Annotated in this window: 17 protein-coding genes; 11 read left to right on the top strand and 6 right to left on the bottom strand. The window is 70.2% G+C overall.

All coding sequences use genetic code 11. The features are described from left to right. The first annotated feature begins 17 nt into the window (after window positions 1-17). Window positions 18-758, top strand: a complete 741-nt coding sequence (locus ACWD5Q_RS27525; protein WP_451429740.1) for a class I SAM-dependent DNA methyltransferase — start codon at window positions 18-20, stop codon at window positions 756-758. Between the two features lie 352 nt (window positions 759-1110). Continuing rightward, a complete protein-coding gene (locus ACWD5Q_RS27520) occupies window positions 1111-3786 on the top strand; it encodes a SpoIIE family protein phosphatase (RefSeq protein ID WP_451429739.1) in 2676 nt (891 codons plus the stop codon). A 118-nt stretch (window positions 3787-3904) separates the two neighbouring features. Here ACWD5Q_RS27520 and ACWD5Q_RS27515 read toward each other — a convergent pair whose 3' ends face one another. Continuing rightward, complete coding sequence (locus tag ACWD5Q_RS27515; RefSeq protein WP_451429738.1) at window positions 3905-4327, bottom strand: secondary thiamine-phosphate synthase enzyme YjbQ; 423 nt, start codon at window positions 4325-4327, stop codon at window positions 3905-3907. A gap of 104 nt (window positions 4328-4431) precedes the next feature. On the opposite strand from ACWD5Q_RS27515, the gene ACWD5Q_RS27510 reads away from it, so the two are divergent. Continuing rightward, window positions 4432-5538 carry an NAD(P)-binding domain-containing protein gene (locus tag ACWD5Q_RS27510; RefSeq protein WP_451429737.1) on the top strand — a complete coding sequence of 369 codons (1107 nt, stop codon included), beginning with the start codon at window positions 4432-4434 and terminating at the stop codon, window positions 5536-5538. 77 nt (window positions 5539-5615) lie between these two features. On the opposite strand, the gene mltG is transcribed toward ACWD5Q_RS27510, so the two are convergent. Together mltG and ACWD5Q_RS27500 are read right to left on the bottom strand one after the other, a co-directional pair. Next, on the bottom strand, window positions 5616-6443 hold the full coding sequence (gene mltG, locus ACWD5Q_RS27505) for an endolytic transglycosylase MltG (RefSeq protein ID WP_451429736.1): 828 nt from the start codon (window positions 6441-6443) through the stop codon (window positions 5616-5618). A 43-nt stretch (window positions 6444-6486) separates the two neighbouring features. Continuing rightward, window positions 6487-8289 carry an ABC transporter ATP-binding protein gene (locus ACWD5Q_RS27500; RefSeq protein WP_451429735.1) on the bottom strand — a complete coding sequence of 601 codons (1803 nt, stop codon included), beginning with the start codon at window positions 8287-8289 and terminating at the stop codon, window positions 6487-6489. Window positions 8290-8427: 138 nt separating this feature from the next. Here ACWD5Q_RS27500 and ACWD5Q_RS27495 point away from each other — a divergent pair, with 138 nt between their 5' ends. Both ACWD5Q_RS27495 and ACWD5Q_RS27490 read left to right on the top strand, forming a co-directional pair. Then, a complete protein-coding gene (locus tag ACWD5Q_RS27495; protein WP_451429734.1) occupies window positions 8428-8901 on the top strand; it encodes a MarR family winged helix-turn-helix transcriptional regulator in 474 nt (157 codons plus the stop codon). A 423-nt stretch (window positions 8902-9324) separates the two neighbouring features. Further along, window positions 9325-10503, top strand: coding sequence for a Cmx/CmrA family chloramphenicol efflux MFS transporter (locus ACWD5Q_RS27490; RefSeq protein WP_451429733.1), 1179 nt, complete (start codon window positions 9325-9327; stop codon window positions 10501-10503). A gap of 437 nt (window positions 10504-10940) precedes the next feature. Here the strand turns inward: ACWD5Q_RS27490 and ACWD5Q_RS27485 are convergent, their stop codons facing one another. Then, the gene (locus ACWD5Q_RS27485) at window positions 10941-11723 is read right to left on the bottom strand and encodes a hypothetical protein (RefSeq protein ID WP_451429766.1); all 783 of its coding nucleotides are present in this window, start codon (window positions 11721-11723) and stop codon (window positions 10941-10943) included. A gap of 464 nt (window positions 11724-12187) precedes the next feature. Here ACWD5Q_RS27485 and ACWD5Q_RS27480 point away from each other — a divergent pair, with 464 nt between their 5' ends. From ACWD5Q_RS27480 to ACWD5Q_RS27465, 4 genes are all read left to right on the top strand, one after another. Further along, complete coding sequence (locus ACWD5Q_RS27480; RefSeq protein ID WP_451429732.1) at window positions 12188-14023, top strand: ABC transporter transmembrane domain-containing protein; 1836 nt, start codon at window positions 12188-12190, stop codon at window positions 14021-14023. Continuing rightward, window positions 14020-15801: an ABC transporter ATP-binding protein gene (locus ACWD5Q_RS27475; RefSeq protein ID WP_451429731.1), complete on the top strand. Its 1782-nt coding sequence runs from the start codon at window positions 14020-14022 to the stop codon at window positions 15799-15801. The genes ACWD5Q_RS27480 and ACWD5Q_RS27475 overlap by 4 nt, the downstream gene beginning before the upstream one ends. Window positions 15802-16055: 254 nt before the next feature. Then, complete coding sequence (locus ACWD5Q_RS27470; RefSeq protein ID WP_451429730.1) at window positions 16056-16526, top strand: DUF5709 domain-containing protein; 471 nt, start codon at window positions 16056-16058, stop codon at window positions 16524-16526. 33 nt (window positions 16527-16559) lie between these two features. Further along, on the top strand, window positions 16560-16835 hold the full coding sequence (locus tag ACWD5Q_RS27465) for a type B 50S ribosomal protein L31 (RefSeq protein WP_451429729.1): 276 nt from the start codon (window positions 16560-16562) through the stop codon (window positions 16833-16835). Between the two features lie 204 nt (window positions 16836-17039). Here the strand turns inward: ACWD5Q_RS27465 and ACWD5Q_RS27460 are convergent, their stop codons facing one another. Next, window positions 17040-17834, bottom strand: a complete 795-nt coding sequence (locus ACWD5Q_RS27460) for a metal-dependent hydrolase (protein WP_451429728.1) — start codon at window positions 17832-17834, stop codon at window positions 17040-17042. 145 nt (window positions 17835-17979) lie between these two features. On the opposite strand from ACWD5Q_RS27460, the gene ACWD5Q_RS27455 reads away from it, so the two are divergent. Both ACWD5Q_RS27455 and ACWD5Q_RS27450 read left to right on the top strand, forming a co-directional pair. Then, window positions 17980-20493, top strand: coding sequence for a DEAD/DEAH box helicase (locus tag ACWD5Q_RS27455; protein WP_451429727.1), 2514 nt, complete (start codon window positions 17980-17982; stop codon window positions 20491-20493). A 19-nt stretch (window positions 20494-20512) separates the two neighbouring features. Continuing rightward, complete coding sequence (locus ACWD5Q_RS27450) at window positions 20513-21385, top strand: acyl-CoA thioesterase (RefSeq protein ID WP_451429726.1); 873 nt, start codon at window positions 20513-20515, stop codon at window positions 21383-21385. A 43-nt stretch (window positions 21386-21428) separates the two neighbouring features. On the opposite strand, the gene ACWD5Q_RS27445 is transcribed toward ACWD5Q_RS27450, so the two are convergent. Then, on the bottom strand, window positions 21429-22418 hold the full coding sequence (locus ACWD5Q_RS27445) for a DUF6397 family protein (RefSeq protein WP_451429725.1): 990 nt from the start codon (window positions 22416-22418) through the stop codon (window positions 21429-21431). Window positions 22419-22625: the final 207 nt, after the last annotated feature.

Raw genomic sequence — 22625 nt, 5'->3', positions numbered from 1 at the left:
CGGCAGAGTAGCGGCCCGTGACGAGTAGTGAGCTATGGACCCGTGCGACCGCCGACCGCTACGACGCCGAGGAGACCGAGATGTCCTCGGCCGCCGTCCTCGGACCGACCCTCGCCTTCCTCACCGAACTCGCCGGCGACGGCCGGGCACTGGAGTTCGCCATCGGAACCGGACGGGTGGGCGTCCCGCTCCGGCAACGCGGCGTGCCCGTAGTGGGCATCGAACTGTCCGAGCACATGACAGCGGTCCTGCGGCGCAAGATCGACGAGGACACCCTTCCGGTCGCCGTCGGAGACATGGCCACGACCGTCGTCCCCGGGGAGTTCACCCTGGTCTATCTCGTCTACAACACGATCTCGAACCTGCTCACGCAGGACGAGCAGATCGAGTGTTTCCGCAATGCGGCACGTCATCTGGCGCCTGGCGGGCGATTCGTCATCGAGCTGGGTGTGCCGCCGCTGCTGCTCCTGCCGCCCGGGCAGGTCGCGGTGCCGTTCGACGTCTCCGAGCGGCATCTCGGCTTCGACACCTTCGACCTGGTCGAGCAGATTCTCGTCTCGCACCACTTCACCCGCGACGGCGAAGACGGCCGCTACCGCAGCGGCAGCTCCCGGCACCGGTACGCGTGGCCGGCGGAGCTCGACCTGATGGCACGGATCGCGGGGCTCGAGCTGGAACGACGCGTCGCGGACTGGGACGGGGCGCCGTTCACCCAGGACTCCACGCAGCACATCTCGGTGTGGCGTAAGCCGGCCTGAGGCACCCCGGCCCCGACCAGTCGGCCAGAACTCCGACGTCATCTGCGGTGATGTGCCCCCTGGAGCAGTCCTGCGGGCGGGGCTGCCCGAGGGCCTCGGCCGGATCGGCCCTGGCAGCACGCGGCCGGTCGGCCCGCTTCCCGCGGGGCGACGGAAAGCACTGCCGGTATCGCTTCTGTGCGTGCCCCGAGCCCCACGTACCCACGCGTCGGCAGAAAAGAGCCGCCTCGCCCATGGGGCGCAAAATATTGACATGACCCGATTTTTCAGCCGCTCAGAGCGTAAGGCTAGGAAAGGTACTCCGATCCGGCTCGACGTCTCGCACCCGTCCCCGGGAAGGCGTCTCGGCTCCTTGCTGCGTTCACGCAGTGTCGCCGGTCAGGTCCTGCTCCTGCAGCTGGCGCTCGTGGTGCTGCTGATCGCTGTAGCAGTGGTGACGCTGGTGCTGCAGGCCAAGAGCCAGAGCGCGGCTGACGCTCGCCACCGGTCACTCGCCGTCGCCGAGTCGTTCGCACACTCCCCCGGAATGGTGGCTGCGTTGAAGAGCCACGATCCGACCGCGGTGCTGCAGCCGCTCGCGGAAGAGGTGCGTAAGCAGTCCGGTGTCGACGCCGTCGTGGTGTACAGCGCGAAAGGAATCCGCTACACCCACCCCGACCCGAACCTCATCGGGAAACACATCATCGGCCCTGAACCAATCGTGAAGGCGGAGTTGTCCGGCCAAAGCCTGACGGCGACCTTCACGGCGACTCAGGGTCCTTCCGTCCTCTCGGCAACACCCATCACCGGCACCGATGGCTCCTTCCTCGGCGGGGTGTCGGTCGCGATCACAGTCCAGAACGTGAGTGCCGTGGTGGTGCGCCAGTTGCCCGTCCTGCTCGGTTCCGCGGGCGTTGTGCTGGCCCTGTCCACGGGCGGAACGGTGCTGGTGAGCAGGCGGCTGTGGCGGCAGACCCACGGCCTGGGCCCTGCCGAGATGACGCGCATGTACGAGCACCATGACGCGGTCCTCCACGCCATCCGGGAAGGCGTGGTCATCATCGGGGGCGATGGACGACTTCTGCTGGCCAACGACGAGGCCCGCCGCCTGCTCGAGCTGCCCGCCGACGCTGAGGGACGCCACGTCACAGAGCTGGGCCTGGACGCGGGCACCGCCGAACTGCTGACTCTGGATCGCCTGGTCAGCGACGAGGTCCACCCGGCCGCGGACCGCCTGCTGGCTGTCAGTACACGGCCCACCACACTGGATGGAGTCCGGACCGGCAGTGTCGCGACGCTTCGCGATACCACCGAGCTGCGCGCACTCGCCGGCAAGGCCGAGGTGGCACGGGAGCGCCTGAAGTTGTTGTACGACGCCAGCGTGCGGATCGGCACCACCCTGGATGTGACACGGACCGCCGAGGAACTGACCGAGCTCGCGGCTCCGCGCTTCGCCGACATGGTCACCGTCGATCTGGCAGAGCCCGTCCTCCGAGGTGACGAACCGGAGAGCGGCAAGCTGGAGCTGCGCCGTACGGCCGTCGGCGGAGCCCATCGGGACGAGCCGGTCTTCGCACTGGGCGAGCTGATCCGTTATCCCGGGCCCACGCCCTACGCCCTGGCCCTCAGGACGGGCAAGGGGGTCCTCGAGCCCGACCTGCGCAACTCCTCCAGGTGGCAGGCGCAGGATCCGGAGCTGCTCCAGCGCCTGCTCGACCGCGGGATCCACTGCCTCATCGCCGTCCCGCTGCACGCCCGCGGTGTCACCCTGGGCCTGGCCACCTTCTGGCGCTCGGAGCATCCCGAGCCGTTCGAGGAGGACGACCTGGCCATCGCCGAGGAGCTGGTCATCCGCGCGGCGGTGTGCATCGACAACGCCCGCCGCTACACCCGCGAGCACACCATGGCCGTCACCCTGCAGCGCAGCCTGCTGCCCCACGGTCTGCCCGAGCAGGAGGCGGTGGAGGTGGCGCACCGCTATCTGCCCGCGCAGGCCGGGGTCGGCGGCGACTGGTTCGACGTGATCCCGCTGTCCGGAGCCCGGGTGGCTCTGGTGGTCGGGGACGTCGTCGGGCACGGGCTGCACGCCGCCGTCACCATGGGGCGCCTGCGCACCGCGGTGCACAACTTCTCCGCCCTGGACCTCTCCCCCGACGAGCTCCTGGCGCACTTGGACGATCTGGTCACCCGGACCGACCTCGACCAGGAGGCCGAGGGTGAGGGTGAATCCGTCACCGGAGCCACCTGCCTGTACGCCGTCTACGACCCGGTCTCCGGCCACTGCAATCTGGCTCGGGCCGGCCACCCCGGACCTGCCCTCGTCCACCCCGACGGCAGGGTGACCTTTCCCGACGTGCCCGCTTCGCCGCCCCTGGGCCTGGGTGGTCTGCCCTTCGAGACCTCCGAGCTGCAGTTGGCCGAGGGAAGCCGGCTCGTTCTCTACACCGACGGGCTGATCGAAAGCCGCGACCGCGATATCGACACCAGCTTGGCTCTTCTGCGCACCGCCCTGGCCGAGGCGGCGACCAGCTCCCCGGAGGAGACCTGCCAGGCGGTGTTCGACACCATGCTGCCCGCACACCGCAGCGATGACATCGCGTTGCTGGTGGCCCGCACCCGGCTGCTGAATCCCGCGCAGGTCGCGGACTGGGAGGTAGCCCTCGACCCCGCTGCCGTGGCCCCCGTCAGGGCGGCGTGTACCCGGCAGTTGGAGGAGTGGGGGCTGAACGAGGTCAGCTTCACCGCCGAGCTGATCCTCAGCGAACTGATCACGAATGCCATCCGCTACGGTGCCGAGCCGGTCCGGGTGCGGCTGCTGCGCGACCGCGCCCTGATCTGCGAAGTCTCCGACGGCAGCAGCACCTCCCCGCACCTGCGCCGGGCGTCCATGACGGACGAGGGCGGGCGCGGACTGTTCCTCGTCTCCCAGTTCGCCCAGCGCTGGGGCACGAGGTACACGCCCCGGGGCAAGGTCATCTGGGCCGAGCAGTCGCTGGCCGACGGCCAGCGGGAGGCACCGATACCGCTGCTGGACGACCTGTCCTCCTGAACTGCAACGACAGGGACTTGCCGAGGGTCCTGTCGGCTGCGAGGGGTCCTCCCCTATCTTCTCCGTTTCGAGCACGCGAGGAACGGAGATCTGACGGCCGCCCCCAGGGCGATCTCGATCAGGCCAGGAAGCTCAGCCGAACCTGACGGTTGACATTGGAGATGTTGGTGTCCACCAGGCACACCGACTGCCAGGTCCCGAGCTCGAGCCGACCGCCGACCACCGGCAGGGTCGCGTGGGGCGGGACGAAGGCCGGGACGACGTGGTCGCGGCCGTGACCGGGGCTGCCGTGACGGTGCTGCCAGCGGTCGTCGGCCGGGAGCAGCGTATGGAGCGCGGCGAGGAGGTCGTCGTCGCTGCCGGAGCCGGTTTCGATGATCGCCACGCCGGCGGTGGCGTGCGGTACGAAGACGTTCAGAAGGCCGTCCCGGCCCGCCGCCGTCTCGCGCAGGAATTCCTCGCACTCCCGGGTGAGGTCGACGACCGTCTCACGGGAACCGGAGGCGACATTCAGGACGCGGGTGCTGAAGGCATCAGACATGTCTTCATCCTCACCCATGTCACCGGGTCCGCACCGGCCGATCATCCGCGAGCGGGCGCTGAACGTCCGGGAAGAACCCCGCCCCCGGCACGGTTGGTGGAAGGGTGAACAACATCGGGGTGCACGAAGTCGACGTGGTCGTCATAGGCGCTGGTCAGGCCGGACTGTCCAGCGCCTATCACCTGCGGCGCACCGGTTTCGAGCCCGATCGTGACTTCGTGGTGTTCGACCACGCTCCGGGTCCGGGCGGCGCCTGGCAGTTCCGCTGGCCCTCGCTGACCTTCGGCAAGGTCCACGGCATGCACGCGTTGCCCGGTATGGAGCTGACGGACGCGGATCCGGCGCGACCGTCGTCCGAGGTCGTCACCGAGTACTTCGACCGCTATGAGCGCACCTTCGACCTGCGCGTACGGCGGCCGGTGGACGTCCGGGCCGTGCGCGAGGGCACGGGCGGGCGGCTGCTCGTCGAGACGTCGGCCGGAACCTGGGCGCCACGGGCGCTGATCAACGCGACGGGGACCTGGGACCGGCCCTTCTGGCCGCACTACCCCGGCCAGGAGACCTTCCGGGGACGGCAGTTGCACACGGCCCAGTACCCCGGTCCGGAGGAGTTCGCCGGGCAGCGGGTGGTTGTCGTCGGCGGCGGGGCGTCCGGTACCCAGCATCTGATGGAGATCGCCCCCCGTGCCGCCGCGACCACCTGGGTGACCCGGCGTCCCCCGGTGTTCCGGGAAGGTCCGTTCACCGAGGAGGTGGGACGGGCGGCCGTCGCGCTCGTGGAGGAGCGGGTGCGGCAGGGGCTGCCGCCGCGCAGTGTGGTGTCGGTGACCGGGCTGGCGCTCAACGACGCGATCCGGCAGGCGATCGCGGACGGCGTCCTGGACCGGCAGCCGATGTTCGACCGGATCGTGCCGGACGGCGTGGAATGGGATGACGGGCGGCATGTGGACGCCGACGTGATCCTGTGGGCGACCGGCTTCCGCGCGGCGATCGACCATCTCGCCCCGCTGCGCCTGCGTGGGCCGGGCGGCGGCATCCGGGTAGAGGGCACGCGCGCGGTCTCCGACCCGCGGATCCACCTGGTCGGATACGGGCCGTCGGCCAGCACGATCGGCGCCAACCGGGCGGGACGCGCGGCCGTGCGGGACATCCGCCGGCTGCTGGCGGGAGAAATGGCGGGAGAAGCCGGAGAAGCGGCCACTGTTGCCTGAGGGAGCGGTGGCGGCTTCTCGTCATCGCCGGGACCCTTTCCGGCACCCGCGCCGACGTCGTACGTTCCGTCGTGTTCCTACTTCGCGGCGCGCAGCCGGTTGAATTCGGTGACGTTCCGCTGCTGCTCCTCGTAGCTCGCCGTGAACCGTGTGTCGCCGGGCTTGACCGTGACGAAGTACAGCCAGTTGCCCGGTGCGGGGTTGAGCGTGGCGCGCAGGGCGGCCTCGCCGGGATTGGAGATCGGTGTCGGCGGCAGGCCCATGCTCCGGTACGAGTTGTAGGGACTGTCGGTCTTCGTGTCGCGCATGCTGGTGTTCAGTGTGGAACGCTTCAGGGCGTAGTTGAGGGTGGAGTCCATCTGCAGCGGCATGCCGCGCTCCAGGCGGTTGAAGACCACCCGGGCCACCTTGGCCATGTCGGCCCTGGTCGCCGCCTCGGCCTGCACGATGCTGGCGACGGTGACGGCCTGGTAGCCGGTCAGGGCGTGGCGCTGGGCGCCCGCGGTGATCGTGCCGCCGCTGAACCTCTCGTTCGCGGTGTCGACCATGTACCGCAGTACGGACTCCGGGTCCGCTCCCTTGTGGACGGGATACGAGGCGGGGAAGAGGTACCCCTCGGGGTTGCCCTGGGCCTCTGGCGGCAGCTTGAGATGAGCCTTGGGCAGGGATTTCCGCGTCGAACCAGGCGGCAGCCCCAGGGCCTTGTCGATGGCCGCGTAGATCTGGCCCGTGCGCCAGCCCTCCGGGATCACCAGACCGGCATGCGGGGCCTTCCCGTCGCTCCGGGTCGTCACCAGCGGCACCGCCATGGCGGTGGCCGCCACGGCGATCCCGGTCCCGACGAGGACGGCCCGGCTCCGGTGCGTCAGTCCGGTCTGCTTGCGTGGCGCAGTGGTCGTCTGCATGGGCGCACGGTATCCCGCCAGACGGGAAAAACCTGGCATATCGTCATCTTGTCGGCTCCAGCTGCGCATCCCTTCGGACGAGGGCCGCATACCGGCCGTCGAGCTCCAGCAACTCCTCGTGCGTGCCCCGTTCGACCACGCGCCCGGCATCGAGCACCACGATCTGCTCGGCCTCCCGGATGGTGGACAGCCGGTGGGCGATGGTGAGCGTCGTCCGGTTGGCCGACAGGGAGTCGATGGCCTCCTGGACCGCATGCTCGGTACGGGTGTCGAGGGCGCTGGTCGCCTCGTCGAGAATGAGCACGGGCGGATCGCGCAGGATGGTGCGGGCGATGGCGAGCCGCTGCTTCTCGCCACCCGAGAAGCGGTGTCCTCGCTCACCGACGACGGTGTCGTACCCGTCGGGCAGCGCCGCGATGTGATCGTGGATCTGGGCGGCCTTCGCCGCCGCGTGCAGTTCCTCGTCGGTCGCGTCGGGCTTCGCGAAGCGCAGGTTGTCGGCGACCGAGGCATGGAAGAGGTACGTCTCCTGGGAGACGACGCCGACCGCGCGGGCGAGTGTGTCGAAGTCCAGGTCCCGGACGTCGACGCCGTCGAGCGTGACCCGCCCGCCCGTCACGTCGTAGAGCCTCGGCACCAGATAGCTGAGCGTGGACTTCCCGGAACCGGTGGCTCCGACGACGGCGAGGCTGGAGCCCGCCGGGACGGTGATGTCGATGTCCTGAAGGATCGGACCGCTCTTGTCGTCGTAGTGGAACTCGACGTCCTCGAAGCGGATCTCGCCCTTGACCTGGCCGAGACGGACCGGGTTCTCGGGCTCGGTGATGTCGATGGGCAGGTCGAGGTACTCGAAGATGCGCTGGAAGAGCGCGAGCGAGGTCTGGATCTGCACACCGGTGGACAGCAGGCTGACGGCCGGCCGGAACAGGCCCTGCTGGAGCGAGACGAACGCCACCAGCGTGCCGAGCGAGATGGACGGGCCGCCGAGCTGGAGCGCCATGCCCGCGGTCCAGTAGATGACGGCCGGCATGGCGGCCATGACGATGGTGATCACGGCCATACGCCAGCGGCCCGCCATGTTCGACTTCACCTCGAGGTCGACCAGGCCCTCGGACTCGCCCGCGAAGGACTGGGTGAGCGAGTCGGCACGGCCCATGGTGCGGCCGAGCAGGATGCCGCTGACGGAGAGCGACTCGGTGACGGTGGCGGCCATCGTGGCCATCTGCTTCTGGCGCTGGGTGGCGATCTTCTTGCGTTCGTTGCCGACGCGCCGGCTGATCCAGACGAACAGCGGCAGCAGGAGCAGCGAGACGACGGTGAGCCGCCAGTCGAGGGCGACCATCGCGACGACGGTCGCGACCACGCTGGTGAGGTTGGAGACCAGGGAGGTGGCGGTGGAGGTGACGGTCGCCTGCATACCGCCGATGTCGTTGGCGATGCGGGACTGGACCTCGCCCGTGCGGGTGCGGGTGAAGAAGGCGAGGGACATGCGCTGCAGCCGGCCGTAGACGGCGGTGCGCAGATCATGCATGACCCGCTGGCCGACCGTCGTGGAGATGAGGGTCTGCAGTACGCCGAAGACGCTGGTGACGACGGCGCTCAGGATCATGCCGAGGGCGAGCAGGCTCAGCAGTCCGGTCCGGCGCTGCGGAATCGCGACGTCCAGGGTCTCCTTGAGCAGGAACGGTGTGGCGACGGAGACCAGCGACGCGGCACCGACGAGCAGGCCCACGACGGCGAGTCGGCCGCTGTACGGCTTGAAGAGTCTGAGGATGCGGCGGACCTGCCGCGGCTGCGCGGACGGGTCGTCGGAGGATGGGGTCCAGATGGATTTTTCGGGATGCATGGGCTCCTACGGAGGTCGGCAGCGTTCGGAATGCGACGACGCTGCGGGTATCGGGACGTGATGAGGGACGATCGCTCACGGATCTTAGCTCATTGTTACCTATACTCACAATGAACTGGGTCCTGATATTGTTCCCCTATGACCATCGCCGACCCCGACGGCCTGCTCGCCGAGCAACTGCTGCGGCTCACCCGCCGCGTGCACCGCATCCAGAAACGCCATCTGGAGCGGTCCGATCTGGGCATCACTCCGGCCCAGTCCCGACTGCTGCGCACGCTCGCCCACTTCGGCTCGCCGCCGCGCATGGCGGATCTGGCCGAGCGTCTTGAGGTCGTGCCACGGGCGGTGACCACGCTGGTCGACGGCCTGGAGGCGAGCGGCAGGGTGCGCCGGGTGCCCGATCCGAGCAATCGGCGAGTGATCCGCATCGAGGTCACGGACCAGGGCCAGGAGGCACTGCGGGCTCTGCACGGCGCGCGCAGAGCCGCGGCGGAAGAGATCCTGGCACCGCTGACGGACGAGCAGCGCGAGGTGCTCGGAGGGCTGCTCGGCACACTGATCGACGGCGGTGAAGCGCCCATCGCTCCCGCCGGACCAGGGCAACGCTGCTGACCGCGCCGCGACCCTCGGCGGCCACCGCGCCCGACTCGCCGCGACCCTCGCCGACCACCTTCACATGTCCCGTGTTTCCACGGGGAGTCGGCACGGCGCGCAATGGGCACTTTGGGGCACACGATCACGCTGCACCGGCATCCGGCGGACCGACCAGGTGTTGCGGGACATAGCGCGGGTGGCACCGGTCGACGCCGCTGAAACCGAGGTGCCTCGACGGGCATCGGTCGGGTAGCGTGCGAGCCATGTCGAGCCCCGAGTCGGACGAGGTGGGGGCTTTCGGTCACGCCGTCAGCCCCCTGAGCCACTGAGTTCGTAGTCCTGTCGTCCCGCCGCGTTCTGCGGCCGGACACGTGTGCCCGTGGGTGCGGACAGCGTGACGAGACGCCTTTTGTCGTGCCTCTCCTCACCCCGGAGCCGTCGATGCCTTCCCCGCTGTACCTGCTCGCCATGTCGATCTTCGCCATGGGCACCTCCGAGTTCATGCTCGCGGGCCTCCTGCCGGACATCGCCTCTGACCTCGACGTCACACTCGGAACAGCAGGCATGCTCACCTCGGCCTTCGCGATCGGAATGACGGTCGGCGCCCCCCTCATGGCCGGGCTCGCCCGCAACTGGCCAGGAGGGACGAGTCTTCTTGGCTTCGTCCTCGTGTTCGCGGCAGCACACGCCGTGGGCGCCGTCACCACGAGCTTTCCGGTCCTGTTCGCCACCCGGGTAGTCGCCGCGCTGGCGAACGCAGGGTTCCTCGCCGTAGCCCTGACGACTGCCGCCACGCTGGTTCCGCCTGACAAGAAGGGACGTGCACTGGCCGTGCTGTTGTCAGGCACGACGGTGGCCACGATCGCCGGTGTCCCGGCAGGCTCGGTACTCGGGACGTTGCTCGGCTGGCGGGCCACGTTCTGGGCTGTCGCCGCCCTCTGCCTGCCCGCAGCCTTCGGCATCCTCGCTGGACTCCCAGCGCGCCGTGTGCAGAAGGACACGGCTGACGGGCCGGCCTTGCGATCGGAGTTCGCGCAGCTCAAAAGTCCGCGGTTGGTCCTGGCGATGCTGCTCGGCGCGCTGGTGAACGCGGCAACCTTCGCAAGCTTCACCTTCCTCGCCCCCGTCGTGACCGGCACCGCCGGGCTGGGCGAGCTGTGGATCTCTGTCGTTCTGGTGCTTTTCGGCGTCGGTTCCTTTGCGGGTGTCACCCTCGCCGGACGTTTGTCCGACCAGCGTCCCGGTCTGGTCATCGCGGTCGGCGGCCCGCTGCTGCTCGTCGGCTGGCCGGCCCTGGCCATGCTGGCCGACCAGCCGGCCGCTCTGCTCATCCTCGTGTTCGTGCAGGGCGCGCTGTCGTTCGCGCTGGGCAGCACACTGATCACCCGGGTCCTCTACGAGGCAACAGGAGCCCCCACCATGGCCGGCTCCTACGCGACCGCCGCACTCAACATCGGCGCTGCCATCGGACCACTCGTCGCCGCGACCACCCTCAGCACCACGGCCGGGGACCTCGGGCCACTCTGGGCAAGCGGACTCCTCGTCCTGGCCGCGCTACTCGTCGCGTCCCTCTCGCGCGGTGTGATTGCAGCAGGCCGAAGGAGCGAGGTGCTCCGGTGACGCACGCGGACGCCCCCTTGAGCATCGAGAGACGCCGAAGGCTCATCGAACGCCGCCGCACCCCCGATCGCCTATGTCGCCGCCGAAGCCGGCGTCTTTCTCGAAGCCGCCGGTACCCAGGGCGGGCACGGCTACCCGCATTGCGCCGTCGACGGGTACTCCCGCCTGGCCGACACCGAGCGCCTTCCCGAAGAGAAGGCCGCCACCACCGTGAGTTCCTCCGCCGCGCCCGCGCGTTCTTCCCAGCCCACGGCATCCACAGGCTCGTCCATGCGGTCACCGGCAACGACGCCACGTCCCGGGCCGCGGTCCTCGTGCGTTCCCTCACCTCGCGGGCCTCCCGCCACCGGCGGACCAGGCCCTGCACACCCCAGCACCAGGCAAGGTCGAGCCGTGCCAGTCCTCGCGGGCGTCACCAACGCCATGGCCGGCAACAACTAGGCCTTCAGGGCCTCCCTGTCCCCCATCACGACCACCGGATACCACGCCGGGTCGAGCGTCCGCAGCAGGTACTCCATTCCGGACTCGGGCAGGGTGACACAGGCCGACGTACCGTCACGGTGGTCCACGTGCAGCCAGATGCCGCCGCCCTTCTCGTCGCCCTGGGGCCGGGTCGGATCGTTCGGCGGCGTACCTCTGAGCCGGTTGTAGTCGATGGCGATGACGTAGTCGAAGTCGTGCCGGTGGGCCTCGCCCCAGCCGGCCGGCACCTCGTAGGACCTCCCCTGGTCGTACGGGAGCCGGGTGCCCGGGTCGTCGAGGACGCCGCCGGCGTCGCTGAGCGAGAACACACCCACCGGCGTGCGCAGATCGTCTTCGTGGTGGTCGGCCGTCCAGCCCCGCCTGCCGTTGTGCCCCCGCCACCGCCCGATCTCGTTCCAGGCGTCGTCATCGCCCTTCTCGTAGAGCACGAGCGTGCAGTCCGGCGAGCCCTCACCGTCCCCGTAGACCGCGAGGACCTGGCGCGATGCGTCGGGGATGGACCGGTGCAGCCGGTCGCCGACACCCGGGACACGCTCCGGGTCGGCTGGGGGCGCGGAGGTCGCCGGGGCGCTCGGATCCGCCGGGATCGGTGACGTCCCCCCGGGGAATCCCGCGTCCGACGACGGCGCGCCTCCTCCGGCAGGCCCCGCGTCCGACGACTGCGCGCCTTCTCCGGCGGACCCCCCATCCGGCGGCGACGCGGCTCCGCTGGCCGATCCCGCGTCCGACGACGGCACGGCTTCCCTGGCAGGCCCCGGATCCGAGGACGGGGCACCTTCGCCGGTACGCCGGGGATCCGGCGTGAGGGTGGAGGCTCCCCTGGCGCTGTTACCCGGGCCGCCGCCCTTCACACCATGGCCGTCCGCTCCCCAACCACCGCACGCCGACAGGGACATCACCAGCACGCCGCAGGCCGCCGCCACGGCTCGCGTACGCACCGCACCGCACACCTCACCCGTACTCATACGACATATCGTCACATTATCTTCTGAGTAATGGTTTTCCTGTCTCCGCTTTTCACCCACCTGCCGGAGGGCCGGAACTCACCGTCCCTGCCGGAAAACCAGTTGCCTTCGCCCACCCTCCGACGCGACCCTTTCACGGCTTGTTACGGGCCCGTGCGGATATGCGGGGACACATGCCGGCCCGTGCACCGCACCGCCACCCCCGTCCGCTGCCTGACACGAGCCACTGGGACGCCATGCAGATTCAAGACCTTCCGTACCCCGACCCGGGTGTGCCGGACGCCCGCTCGGGTCCCCGATTCCTGTGGTGGCTCGGCCGGAACCAACTGGGCGGTCAGCTCAAGGCCCTCGCCTGGGGGCTGCTGCACTTCCTGTCCGTCTCCGGACTGCCCTTCTGTGTCGGTCTCGCCGTGCAGGCGGTCGTCGAACGCTCGGGCGCCCGGCTCGCTCTGACCGGGGCGCTGCTCCTGCTGTGTGGCGCGGGCGTCGCGCTGGGCGACACCATGCTGCACCGCACCGCGGTCACCAACTGGATCACTGCGGCCGCTCGGGTCCAGCAGCTCCTGGCACGCCGGACGGCCCAGCTCGGCTCCGCCCTGACCCGACGCGTCGCCGCCGGGGAGGTCGTCGCCGTGTCCACCGGCGATGTCGAGAAGATCGGCTGGTTCGTGGAGGCCGTCTCGCGCTTCAGCGCGGCGGCCCTCACCGTCGTGGCGGTCTGCGTCGGACTCGTCGTGTACCAGCCCGCGCTCGGTGTCCCCGTGGCCGTGGGCGTGCCGGCGCTTGCAGTCGCCGTGCTGCCGCTGCTGCCCCGGGCCACCCGGCGTGCCGACACCCAGCGCGAGAAGGCGGGCCGGGCCACCGAACTGGCCTCGGACACCGTCGCGGGCCTCAGGGTGCTCAGGGGCATCGGCGGCGAGGAACTGTTCCTGGAGCGCTACCGCAGGGCCTCCCAGGAGGTCCGCACAGCGGCCGTGAGAAGCGCCAGGATGTGGGCACTGATCTCGGCGATCCAGGTGCTGCTGCCGGGGCTGCTGATGATCGCGGTCGTCTGGCGCGGTGTGCAACTGGCACGCGAGGGCCGCATCGCCGTCGGTGAGCTGGTCACCGTGTACAGCGCCGTCATGCTGCTCGCCTACCCGCTGCGGCATTTCGAGGAGATCGCCATGGCGTACTCCTTCTCCCGGCCGTCCGCCCGGCGCGCGGCCCGGGTGCTCTCGCTGGAGCGGGCCACGGAATCCGGCGGTTCCCGCGCGGCCGGCGTTCCGGAGGGGGACCTGTACGACCCGCGGACCGGGCTGCTCGCGCCCTCGGGGCGGCTCACCGCCGTGGTCTGCGGCGACCCGGACGCGGCGGGTGTGCTGGCCGAACGGCTGGGCGGGCACCCGGCGGAACAGGCCGAGCACGGCGTCTCGGTACTTCTGGGCGGTGTACCGCTGGACGAGCTGCCGCTCGACTCGGCGCGTACCGCGGTCCTCGTCCAGGACAAGGACCCGGTGCTGCTGTCGGGCTCCCTGCGTGAGCTGCTCGACGTACCGGCCTCGGGCGCGGTCGGCGCCCGGGAGGCGCTCGCCGCCGCCCAGTGCGGGGATGTCCTGGACGCGCTCGTCCAAGGGGCACCGGCCACCGAGGACCCGATGGACGCACGGATCACCGAGCGCGGCCGTTCGCTGTCCGGGGGCCAGCGCCAGCGACTCGCGCTGGCCCGGTCACTGATCACCGACCCGCCGGTGCTCGTCCTGGACGAGCCGACCTCGGCGGTCGACTCACACACGGAGGCGCGGATCGCCGAGGGGGTCCGCACGCTGCGGGCGGGCCGCACGACGGTCGTGTTCACCTCGTCACCGCTGCTCCTCGACCGCGCGGACCGGGTCGTGCTGGTGCACGAGGGCGAGGTCGCGGCGGTCGGTCTGCACCGGGACCTGGTGCACAGCGAGCCGCGGTACCGCGCGGTCGTCACCCGGGAGACCGACGCCGAGACCGCCACGCACGGCGACGCACTGGCCGAGCTGGAAGCACTGAACGAAATGAAGGAAATGGACACCCTGGAAGGGATCGAGGAGAGCGCATGATCGGCGTGGCGCCACCGGCGTACGACCCGGCGGCCCCGACAGTGGCGAACACATTGCCCGTCGGCGCCCCCGCGACCGTGCGCGCCTATGTGGCCGAACTGTTCCGCCGGCACCGCCGGCCCTTCCTGCTCCTGATCGCCGTCAACACGGTCTCCGTCGTCGCGTCCATGGCGGGCCCCTATCTGCTGGGCGACATGGTGGAACGCCTGTCGGACGGGGCCCGGGAACTCCACCTGGAGCGCACCGCCGCGCTCTTCGTCCTCGCCCTCGTGATCCAGGCCGTGTTCGTACGGCTGGTACGGCTGCACGGGGCGGTTCTCGGCGAACGGATGCTCGCGGATCTGCGTGAGGACTTCCTCGTACGGGCGGTAGGGCTCCCGCCGGGGGTCCTGGAGCGGGCCGGAACCGGCGATCTGCTGTCCCGGATCACCACCGACATCGACCGGCTGGCCAACGCGATGCGCGAGGCCGTACCGCAACTGGCCATCGGTGTCGTCTGGGCGGCACTGCTGCTCGGCGGTCTGACCGTCACGGCTCCCCCGCTCGCCCCGGCCGTGCTCGTCGCCGTGCCGCTGCTGGTGCTCGGTTGCCGCTGGTACTTCCGGCGCGCTCCTTCGGCCTACCGATCCGAGGCGGCCGGGTACGCCGCCGTGGCCGCCGTCCTCGCCGAGACCGTGGACGCCGGGCGCACCGTGGAGGCCCACCGGCTCGGCTCCCGGCGCATCGAGCTGTCGAACCGGCGAATCAAGGAGTGGACGGCCTGGGAGCGCTACACCCTGTGGCTGCGGTCGGTGCTCTTCCCGGTCGTCAGCATCACGCATGTCACGGTCCTGTGCTCGGTCCTGATGATCGGCGGGGTGTTCGTTCTGCAGGGCTGGATCGGTATCGGCCAGCTGACGACGGGCGCGCTCATCGCACAGATGCTCGTCGACCCGGTCGGCCTGATCCTTCGCTGGTACGACGAGTTGCAGGAAGCCCAGGTGTCGCTGGCCCGGCTGGTCGGGGTGCGCGACATCGAGCCGCAGGCGGGCGACCCCTCGGTGGCCCCCGACGGGCACGACGTCAAGGCCGACGAGGTGCGCTTCGGCTACCTCCAGGGAGTCGACGTGCTGCACCGCGTCTCCCTGGAGGTCGCTCCCGGCACCCGGCTCGCCCTGGTCGGACCCTCGGGCGCGGGCAAGTCCACGCTGGGGCGGCTGCTCGCCGGGATCTACGCGCCCCGGGACGGCCGGATCACCCTCGGCGGCGCCGAACTCTCCCGGATGCCGGCGGAGCGGGTGCGCTCGCACGTGGCCCTCGTCAACCAGGAGCACCACGTCTTCGTGGGCTCCCTGCGCGACAATCTGCTGCTGGCTCGCACAGACGCCGTCGACGCCGAGCTCTGGGCCGCGCTGGGCGCGGTGGACGCGGACGGCTGGGCACGCGCCCTGGACGACGGTCTGGACACCGAGGTGGGCTCCGGCGGTCTGGCCCTCACGCCGGCGCAGGCGCAGCAGATCGCGCTGGCCCGCCTGGTGCTCGCCGACCCGCACACCCTGGTCCTGGACGAGGCGACCTCCCTCCTGGACCCGCGCGCGGCCCGGCACCTGGAGCGCTCCCTGGCCCGCGTCCTGGACGGCCGCACGGTCGTCGCGATCGCCCACCGGTTGCACACGGCCCACGACGCCGACGTGATCGCCGTCGTCGAAGACGGGCGGATCAGCGAACTGGGCAGCCACGACAACCTGGTCGCCGCGGACGGAGCGTACGCGGCGCTGTGGCGGTCCTGGCACGGCTGATCGCTCCACACGGTGGTGGCGGTCCGGGTCGGCCGGTCGGCCGACCCGGCCCCGCTTCCCGGCCCCCACACCCCCCTGTCACGCTTGCCGTTGCGCAGGGGTCAAGGGGGGTGGAAGGCTGGATCTCGGAAGCGGCGAGGGCAGCGTGATCGAACCGCCCGGTTCCGCATGGCGTGACCCGCGCCCGGCAGTCCCTCGTGTCCGCCGCCGCCATACGGCGGTGCCCGGTCCGTCCCACCACCTGGAGGTATCCCGTGGACAGCACCGACGGTTGGGGGGACGACGTCTACCAGCCCGACGGATCCGAGGTGCAGGACGACGCGGGGCTGCTCGACGCCGAGGACACCCTGGAGAACGACGGGGTGAGCGACCCCCTCGAACGTGGCTGGTCGCCACCGGAGAGGCCGTGGGCGGTGGACCACGTCGGCGTGACCGCGGCCGAGGGGCACTCCGGCGAAACACTGGACCAGCGCCTCGCCGAGGAAGTCCCCGACATCACGGTCCCGGCCGGTGACGGTATCGGAGACTGGCCCGACGGTGAAGGAGAGCCCCTGGACAACGAGGTCGGCGGCCCCCGCTCCGGCCGCCTCGTCGCCCCCAACGAAGGCGCGCACGAGGATGAGGAGAGCGGACTGATCGCCACCGACGTCGGCATCGACGGCGCCGCGGCCTCGGCTGAGGAGGCCGCCGTGCACGTCGTCGACGAGGACTACCGGTCCGGCTGATCCGCCGGTACCGGCACCACGCAAGGAGAAGACATGCAGCAGGACAAGCAGCCCGACTACCATCCCGTCGTCTTCCGCGACCGCTCCGCCGGATACGCCTTCCTCACCCGGTCCACCGCGACGAGCGACCAGACCATCGAGTGGGACGACGGCGAGACCTACCCGGTCGTGGACGTCGAGATCTCCTCCGAGAGCCACCCCTTCTACACGGGCAAGGCACGGACGGTGGACTCGGAGGGGCGCATCGCACGGTTCGAGCGCCAATACGGCGGCATGGGACGGACTGCTGACAGGGAGGGAACGGTCTGAGTCGGCGGGCGCACCGGCTCCGCCGCCGGTGCGCCCGCGGTTCCGGTGTCCCCGCAGCCCGAGGGCAGGGGCGACGGGCCGCGGCGGAGGACCAGCCGCACCGAAACCGGGAGCCTCCGCGCCCCGCCGTGACACGCAGTCCATCGCGCCGGGACCGGCAGGCCACCGTGCCGGGGCGGGCGGCCCGCTGTGGCCGGTGCGGTCTCAGATGACGTTGAGCGCGGCCGCGCAGCCCACCCCGCCGAGCAGCATGAACGCCGGCATCAGGACCTTCAGCTCGACCCAGCTGCCCGCCCGGAACCGCATCGCCTTCGGCGGGCCCACCGGGTACCAGCGCTTGCGGCCCAGCGGTATCGGCCAGAGGATCGGGCAGCCGGAGACCGTCAGCGCGTCTCCGATGTCGTGCACCAGGGCACCCAGGAGGATCGGGAGGCCGAGCCACAAGTACTGCTGGCCCGGCGCGGTGAAGAGCCAGTCCGACCCGTTGCCCGGTTTGTCGAGTATGTCCGCAAGGATCCAGGCACTCGTCGCGGCCAGCAGCCACACCAGTACATCGCTGCTCGAACCACGCGCCGCCCGCCACAGCAGTCCCTCGATGGCCAGCACCATGTGCACGAAGAGGATGGCCAGCACCGCCCACCGGCCGCCGGTGACGGCCATGACCGAAGCGCCCCCACCGATCAGCACCGCCCACAGCCAGGTATGGGTCAGCGTACGGTGACCGCCGGAACGTCGCGCGTCGCCCGGCTTCCTGGTCGACTTGTACATGGCGTACGACAGCTTGTCGACGATCTCGCACAGCCAGCGGGAGACGGGGCCGAAGGCCCGCGAGATGGTGGCTGCCTTGTGGTCCAGATCCGGAGCCAGCGCGGCACCCGCGCAGATCAGCGCGCCGACGAGGAGGACCGGCCAGGGCATCGGGTGACCCGCTGCGGCGACGGCCGCCCCCACCCCGAGCCAGGCCGCGGCCCCCGACAGTGAGTGTGCTGGTCCCATCATGGCTGCTTTCCGCCCCATTTCTCTTGCAGCGCTGCCCGGTTGTACCCGTGCGCTGACGCGTCATCGGCGCCACAGCGTAGCGTTCGTGATCTTCGCGAGGGCAGCCGATTCCCTCATCGGGTGCGAGGCCAGGCAAGATGGGGGCGTGACCCTCATCGATCAGCTCCCGCAGACCGCAGACCCCGACGCCCTCTACGAAGCCTTTGAGTCGTGGGCCGGGGAGCGCGGCCTCACGCTCTATCCGCACCAGGAGGAGGCGCTGATCGAGGCGGTCTCGGGGGCGAACGTGATCGTGTCGACTCCCACCGGCTCCGGCAAGAGCATGATCGCCGCGGGCGCTCACTTCGCGGCCCTCGCCCGGGACGAGGTCACCTTCTACACTGCGCCGATCAAGGCACTCGTCTCGGAGAAGTTCTTCGAGCTGTGCAAGCTCTTCGGCACCGAGAACGTCGGCATGCTCACCGGCGACGCCTCCGTCAACGCCGACGCCCCTGTGATCTGCTGCACTGCCGAGGTCCTGGCCTCCATCGCGCTCCGCGACGGCAAACGAGCCGACGTCGGCCAGGTCGTGATGGACGAGTTCCACTTCTACGCCGAGGGCGACCGCGGCTGGGCCTGGCAGATTCCCATCCTCGAACTGCCCCAGGCGCAGTTCATCCTGATGTCGGCGACGCTCGGCGACGTCTCGATGTTCGAGAAGGACCTCACTCGCCGCACCGGCCGGCCGACGGCAGTGGTCCGCTCGGCGACCCGTCCGGTGCCGCTCTCGTACGAATACCGGCTCACCCCGCTCACCGATACGCTCACCGAACTCCTCCAGACCCGGCAGGCACCGGTCTACATCGTCCACTTCACCCAGGCGCAGGCCGTGGAGCGGGCCCAGGCGCTGATGAGCATCAACATGAGCTCGCGCGAGGAGAAGGACGAGATCGCCAAGCTGATCGGCAATTTCCGCTTCACCACCAAGTTCGGTCGCAACCTCTCCCGCTATGTGCGGCACGGCATCGGCGTCCACCACGCCGGCATGCTGCCCAAGTACCGGCGCCTGGTGGAGAAGCTGGCCCAGGCCGGTCTGCTGAAGGTCATCTGCGGCACGGACACCCTGGGAGTCGGCGTCAACGTCCCCATCAGGACGGTGCTGTTCACGGCGCTGACCAAGTACGACGGAAACCGCGTACGCACCCTGCGCGCCCGCGAGTTCCACCAGATCGCGGGCCGCGCCGGGCGCGCGGGCTTCGACACGGCCGGACTCGTCGTCGCCCAGGCGCCAGAACACGTCATCGAGAACGAGAAGGCGCTCGCCAAGGCCGGCGACGACCCGAAGAAGCGCCGCAAGGTGGTGCGCAAGAAGGCACCGGAGGGCTTCGTCGGGTGGACGGAGAACACCTTCGAGAAGCTGATCGCCTCCGAGCCGGAACCGCTCACCTCCCGCTTCCGGGTCACCCACACGATGCTGCTCTCGGTGATCGCCCGGCCGGGCAACGCCTTCGAGGCCATGCGCCATCTGCTGGAGGACAACCACGAGCCGCGCAAGCAGCAGCTGCGGCACATCCGGCGGGCGATCGCGATCTACCGCTCGCTGCTGGACGGCGGAATCGTCGAGAAGCTCGACGAGCCGGACGCCACCGGCCGTATCGTGCGCCTCACGGTCGATCTCCAGCAGGACTTCGCGCTCAACCAGCCGCTGTCGACCTTCGCCCTGGCCGCGTTCGAACTCCTCGACCCGGAGTCCCCCTCCTACGCTCTCGACATGGTCTCCGTGCTCGAGTCCACCCTGGATGACCCGCGGCAGATCCTGGCCGCCCAGCAGAACAAGGCGCGCGGTGAGGCTGTGGCCGCGATGAAGGCGGACGGCGTCGAGTACGAGGAGCGCATGGAGCGGCTCCAGGACGTGACGTACCCCAAGCCACTGGAGGAGCTGCTCTTCCAGGCGTACAACACGTACCGCAAGAGCCACCCGTGGGTCGGTGACCATCCACTGTCGCCGAAGTCTGTCATCCGCGACATGTACGAACGGGCTCTGTCCTTCACGGAGTTCGTCTCCTTCTACGAGCTCGCCCGCACCGAGGGCATCGTGCTGCGCTATCTGGCCAGCGCCTACAAGGCCCTCGATCACACCGTCCCGGACGATCTGAAGTCGGACGACCTGGAGGACCTGATCGCCTGGCTGGGCGAGATGGTGCGCCAGGTCGATTCCAGCCTGCTGGACGAGTGGGAACAGCTGGCCAATCCGGAGGAGATGACGGCCGAGGAGGCCCAGGAGAAGGCCGACCAGGTCAAGCCGGTCACCGCGAACGCCCGCGCCTTCCGCGTCCTGGTACGCAACGCCATGTTCCGCCGTGTGGAACTGGCCGCCCTCGACCAGATCGAGGAACTCGGCGAGATGGATGCCGAGGCCGGCTGGGACGCTGAGGCGTGGGGCGCGGCCATGGACAAGTACTGGGACGAGTACGACGAACTCGGCACCGGCCCCGACGCCCGCGGCCCGAAGCTGCTGATGATCGAGGAGGAGCCGGGGAACGGGCTGTGGCGGGTCCGCCAGGCCTTCGCCGACCCCAACGGCGATCACGACTGGGGCGTCAGCGCCGAGATCGACCTCACGGCCTCCGACGCGGAGGGCCGCGCCGTCGTCCGCGTCACCGACGTCGGCCAGCTGTGAGCACAGGAGAAGCCCACTCATGACGAACCCAGCCGAGAGGCTCGTCGATCTGCTCGACCTCGAGCAGATCGAGGTCAACATCTTCCGCGGTCGCAGCCCGCAGGAGTCCCTGCAGCGGGTCTTCGGCGGCCAGGTGGCCGGCCAGGCACTGGTCGCGGCCGGCCGCACCACGGACGGCGAACGGCCGGTGCACTCCCTGCACGCGTACTTTCTGCGCCCGGGCATCCCGGGCATGCCCATCGTGTACCAGGTCGAACGGATCCGTGACGGGAGGTCCTTCACGACCCGCCGGGTCACGGCCGTGCAGCGGGGCCGCACGATCTTCAATCTGACCGCCTCCTTCCACAAGCCTGAAGAGGGGAGCTTCGAGCACCAGTTGCCGCCGGCCCGCGAGGTTCCGGGCCCGGAGTCGCTGCCGACGGTGGCGCAGGAGCTGAAGGAGCATCTGGGCGCGCTGCCCGAGACGCTGGAGCGGATGGCCCGGCGCCAGCCCTTCGACATCCGCTATGTGGACCGGCTGCGCTGGAACGCCGAGGAGATCAAGGACGCGGAGCCGCGCAGCGCCGTCTGGATGCGCGCCGTGGGTCCGCTCGGGGACGACCCGCTCGTGCACACCTGCGCGCTCACGTACGCGAGCGACATGACACTCCTGGACGCCGTCCGTATCCCCGTCGAACCCCTGTGGGGGCCACGTGGCTTCGACATGGCGTCGCTGGATCACGCCATGTGGTTCCATCGGCCGTTCCGCGCCGACGAGTGGTTTCTGTACGACCAGGAGTCCCCGATCGCGGTGGGTGGCCGTGGCCTGGCCCGGGGCCGCATCTACGACCTTCAGGGGCACCTGCTCGTCTCGGTCGTCCAGGAGGGACTGTTCCGCAGACTCGAGCGGTGACGTCATGGGTGTCCTATGACGCCCGGCCGACGGCGCCGTACGGTCAGGTCTCTCTGCGACGCAGCCACCCGAGCATGCCTCGCGGCCGCGTCGGTTCCGGGCGCGCGGCCGAGGCGTCACCGATCGGGACGTTCCCGGGAACGCGCACGGCCTCACCGCAGGCCGCGGGCGGGCAGGCAGACAGGGTGGGCTGCCCGTCCGGCGGCCCCGGCGCCGGCCTCGAAGCGGACCGGTGCCGGCGGGCCTCGATCAGCGTCTGTGCCAGCTCGGCGCGGAGCCAGTCGATCTCGTCGGAATCCTGCGCTGTCATGATCCGTGCCGCGATCGAGGCCGTGGGCGAATCGGGCGCCGGCTGCCTGGGCCGGGCGGGCCGAAGACGGTCCAGATGGGCATGCTCGTGCGGATCTCGGACGATCTGCGCCAACTGAACCGGATCCAGCAGCGACGCCACGACGGCGGCCTTCGCCCATGGGTCTTCCACCTGGCGCAGCTCGAATCCGAGGTGGCGTCCGCGCCAGTTGCGGGGCCGCAGATCCACTCCCGCCTCCAGCTGGCCGCGCAGCCCCTCCGGTGTCCGGCCGGTCAGCAGCCGGGCGTTGTCCGGCGCGGTGGCGAACTGCCGTACCTCCTCGGCGAGATACCGCCACACCACGGCCCCGTAGCGGTTCACGTACCACTTCACCGGGACCACCAGGCCCAGGCGGGCGAACCGGGTGAACCTGCCCGGGGTCACTCCCATCAAGGCCGCGCCGTCCCTGGTGCCCACGGTCTCGACCCGCCCCCGCAAGGCCTCGGGGAATCCGTCCTCCGCACGCACACGGTCGATCTCCGCGCGTGTGACGCGGCGGCCTCCTCCTCCCTCGTCCGGAATGGTCCGTACCCGCCCGAGCCGGACGGCAAGGTCGAACTCGCTCAGCCTGAGGTCGAGTTCTCGGGCCGCTCGGCTCAACGCCAGCGAAGACCGGCGGGAGATGCGGCCTGCGAAGGCGTCGGCAGCGTCGGCGCGCGTGGGTGTGATCGTGTGTCCGGACATGGCGGTCTCCCCGTGGATTTCCTCGCGGACACCGTGTGCATCCGCGTCGGAAAAACCGTAGCCCGATCGCCAGATCTCGGAGAGTGCCTGTGGATAACTCCGCGCTCGACTCGTTTCCGCACCCATGAGGGCCGGGCCTGTCAAGGGGCGTAGATGGCTCTCGCCTGCGGCTTCTTGGTCGCAGGCAGGGCGTTTTCCTTGTTGGGC

The sequence above is a fragment of the Streptomyces sp. NPDC002513 genome (genome assembly GCF_053595355.1).
Note: the sequence above shows the minus strand (reverse complement) of the source record. Positions and strands in the feature narration are given on the sequence as shown.

Excerpts from the sequence above, each read along its gene's own strand:
- ACWD5Q_RS27515 (WP_451429738.1), bottom strand. The coding sequence starts at position 4,327 with ATGTCTGATGCCTTCAGCACCCGCGTCCTGAATGTCGCCTCCGGTTCC.
- mltG (WP_451429736.1), bottom strand. The coding sequence starts at position 6,443 with ATGCAGACGACCACTGCGCCACGCAAGCAGACCGGACTGACGCACCGG.
- ACWD5Q_RS27500 (WP_451429735.1), bottom strand. The coding sequence starts at position 8,289 with ATGCATCCCGAAAAATCCATCTGGACCCCATCCTCCGACGACCCGTCC.
- ACWD5Q_RS27495 (WP_451429734.1), top strand. The coding sequence starts at position 8,428 with ATGACCATCGCCGACCCCGACGGCCTGCTCGCCGAGCAACTGCTGCGG.
- ACWD5Q_RS27490 (WP_451429733.1), top strand. The coding sequence starts at position 9,325 with ATGCCTTCCCCGCTGTACCTGCTCGCCATGTCGATCTTCGCCATGGGC.
- ACWD5Q_RS27480 (WP_451429732.1), top strand. The coding sequence starts at position 12,188 with ATGCAGATTCAAGACCTTCCGTACCCCGACCCGGGTGTGCCGGACGCC.
- ACWD5Q_RS27475 (WP_451429731.1), top strand. The coding sequence starts at position 14,020 with ATGATCGGCGTGGCGCCACCGGCGTACGACCCGGCGGCCCCGACAGTG.
- ACWD5Q_RS27465 (WP_451429729.1), top strand. The coding sequence starts at position 16,560 with ATGCAGCAGGACAAGCAGCCCGACTACCATCCCGTCGTCTTCCGCGAC.
- ACWD5Q_RS27460 (WP_451429728.1), bottom strand. The coding sequence starts at position 17,834 with ATGATGGGACCAGCACACTCACTGTCGGGGGCCGCGGCCTGGCTCGGG.
- ACWD5Q_RS27450 (WP_451429726.1), top strand. The coding sequence starts at position 20,513 with ATGACGAACCCAGCCGAGAGGCTCGTCGATCTGCTCGACCTCGAGCAG.
- ACWD5Q_RS27445 (WP_451429725.1), bottom strand. The coding sequence starts at position 22,418 with ATGTCCGGACACACGATCACACCCACGCGCGCCGACGCTGCCGACGCC.